Below are 3016 nucleotides of genomic sequence, written 5' to 3' on the forward strand. Positions count from 1 at the left end.
CGAAACAGACTTGTTATAGGATCAAGCCTTACGGGCAATTAGTATCAGTTAGCTGAACGCATTACTGCGCTTACACACCTGACCTATCAACGTCCTGGTCTCGAACGACCCTTCAAGGGGATCTAGTCCCCAGGGATATCTCATCTTAAGGCGAGTTTCCCGCTTAGATGCTTTCAGCGGTTATCTCTTCCGAACATAGCTACCCGGCGATGCCACTGGCGTGACAACCGGTACACCAGAGGTTCGTCCACTCCGGTCCTCTCGTACTAGGAGCAGCCCCCTTCAAATATCCAACGCCCACGGCAGATAGGGACCAAACTGTCTCACGACGTTTTAAACCCAGCTCACGTACCTCTTTAAATGGCGAACAGCCATACCCTTGGGACCGGCTACAGCCCCAGGATGAGATGAGCCGACATCGAGGTGCCAAACACCGCCGTCGATATGAACTCTTGGGCGGTATCAGCCTGTTATCCCCAGAGTACCTTTTATCCGTTGAGCGATGGCCCTTCCATACAGAACCACCGGATCACTATGACCTGCTTTCGCACCTGCTCGACTTGTCGGTCTCGCAGTTAAGCACGCTTATGCCATTGCACTATCAGCACGATTTCCGACCGTACCTAGCGTACCTTCGTACTCCTCCGTTACGCTTTGGGAGGAGACCGCCCCAGTCAAACTGCCTACCATGCACTGTCCCCGACCCGGATCACGGGCCAAGGTTAGAACCTCAAACAAACCAGGGTGGTATTTCAAGGACGGCTCCACCGAAACTAGCGTTCCGGTTTCATAGCCTCCCACCTATCCTACACAGATCGGTTCAAAGTCCAATGCAAAGCTACAGTAAAGGTTCATGGGGTCTTTCCGTCTAGCCGCGGGTAGATTGCATCATCACAAACACTTCAACTTCGCTGAGTCTCGGGAGGAGACAGTGTGGCCATCGTTACGCCATTCGTGCAGGTCGGAACTTACCCGACAAGGAATTTCGCTACCTTAGGACCGTTATAGTTACGGCCGCCGTTTACCGGGACTTCAATCAAGAGCTTGCACCCCATCATTTAATCTTCCGGCACCGGGCAGGCGTCACACCCTATACGTCCACTTTCGTGTTTGCAGAGTGCTGTGTTTTTATTAAACAGTCGCAGCCACCAGTTTATTGCAACCCCTTCACCCTCTGCGCGCAGGCGCATCAAGCTACAAGGGCGTACCTTATCCCGAAGTTACGGTACCAATTTGCCGAGTTCCTTCTCCCGAGTTCTCTCAAGCGCCTTAGAATACTCATCTCGCCCACCTGTGTCGGTTTGCGGTACGGTCATCGTTAGACTGAAGCTTAGAGGCTTTTCTTGGAACCACTTCCAATTGCTTCGCTCCCTAAGGAGCTCGCGCCACACCCTTGAATTCCGCGCCCGGATTTGCCTAAGCGCCTTCTCCAATGCAGCGACCGGGACTTCCAACACCCGGACAACCTTCCGCGATCCGTCCCCCCATCGCATCTAACAATGGTGCAGGAATATTGACCTGCTTCCCATCAGCTACGCATTTCTGCCTCGCCTTAGGGGCCGACTCACCCTACGCCGATGAACGTTGCGTAGGAAACCTTGGGCTTACGGCGAGGGGGCCTTTCACCCCCTTTATCGCTACTCATGTCAGCATTCGCACTTCTGATACCTCCAGCATCCCTTCCGAGACACCTTCGCAGGCTTACAGAACGCTCTCCTACCATGCGAGCAAAGCTCGCATCCGCAGCTTCGGTATATAGCTTAGCCCCGTTACATCTTCCGCGCAGGACGACTCGATCAGTGAGCTATTACGCTTTCTTTAAAGGGTGGCTGCTTCTAAGCCAACCTCCTGACTGTTTTAGCCTTCCCACTTCGTTTCCCACTTAGCTATATTTGGGGACCTTAGCTGGCGGTCTGGGTTGTTTCCCTCTTGACACCGGACGTTAGCACCCGATGTCTGTCTCCCGTGATTGCACTCTTCGGTATTCGGAGTTTGCTATGGCGGGGTAATCTGCAATAGACCCCCCAACCATGACAGTGCTCTACCCCCGAAGGTGAGACACGAGGCACTACCTAAATAGTTTTCGGAGAGAACCAGCTATTTCCAAGTTTGTTTAGCCTTTCACCCCTATCCACAGCTCATCCCCTAACTTTTCAACGTTAGTGGGTTCGGACCTCCAGTACGTGTTACCGCACCTTCATCCTGGCCATGGATAGATCACTTGGTTTCGGGTCTACGCCCAGCAACTGAACGCCCTATTCGGACTCGCTTTCGCTACGCCTGCCCTATACGGTTAAGCTTGCTACTGAACGTAAGTCGCTGACCCATTATACAAAAGGTACGCCGTCACCCCTTACGAGGCTCCGACTGTTTGTATGCATGCGGTTTCAGGATCTATTTCACTCCCCTCCCGGGGTTCTTTTCGCCTTTCCCTCACGGTACTGGTTCACTATCGGTCGATCACGAGTATTTAGCCTTGGAGGATGGTCCCCCCATCTTCAGACAGGATTTCACGTGTCCCGCCCTACTTGTCGCACACCTAGTTCTTTCATACTGTTTTCGCCTACAGGGCTATCACCTGCTATGGCCGCACTTTCCAGAGCGTTCGGCTAACAATACAAATAAAGAGTGCAAGGCTCATCCCATTTCGCTCGCCACTACTTTGGGAATCTCGGTTGATTTCTTTTCCTGCGGTTACTTAGATGTTTCAGTTCACCGCGTTCGCTTCGCATGGCCTATGTATTCAGCCATGGATACTCCAAAAGGAGTGGGTTTCCCCATTCGGACATCTACGGATCAAAGCTTGTTTGCCAGCTCCCCGTAGCTTTTCGCAGGCTACCGCGTCCTTCATCGCCTGTGATCGCCAAGGCATCCACCACATGCACTTGTTCGCTTGACCCTATAACGAGTCTGTCTCGTTACAGGTTGAGTTCTCGCGTTGTGCCGTATTCCAATTGAGTCAAACATAGAGTTCGAATCATCTTGAGATACATCGATACAATCACAACCCGGATAG

The 3016-nt window shown here is 52.4% G+C and carries 1 rRNA gene; it reads right to left on the minus strand.

Features of this window, described 5'->3' with window-relative positions:
- Positions 1–17: 17 nt before the first annotated feature.
- Positions 18–2899, minus strand: a 23S ribosomal RNA gene (locus CFB43_RS37375).
- Positions 2900–3016: the final 117 nt, after the last annotated feature.

It is taken from the genome of Burkholderia sp. AU15512 (assembly GCF_002223325.1).
Taxonomy (GTDB): Bacteria; Pseudomonadota; Gammaproteobacteria; order Burkholderiales; family Burkholderiaceae; genus Burkholderia.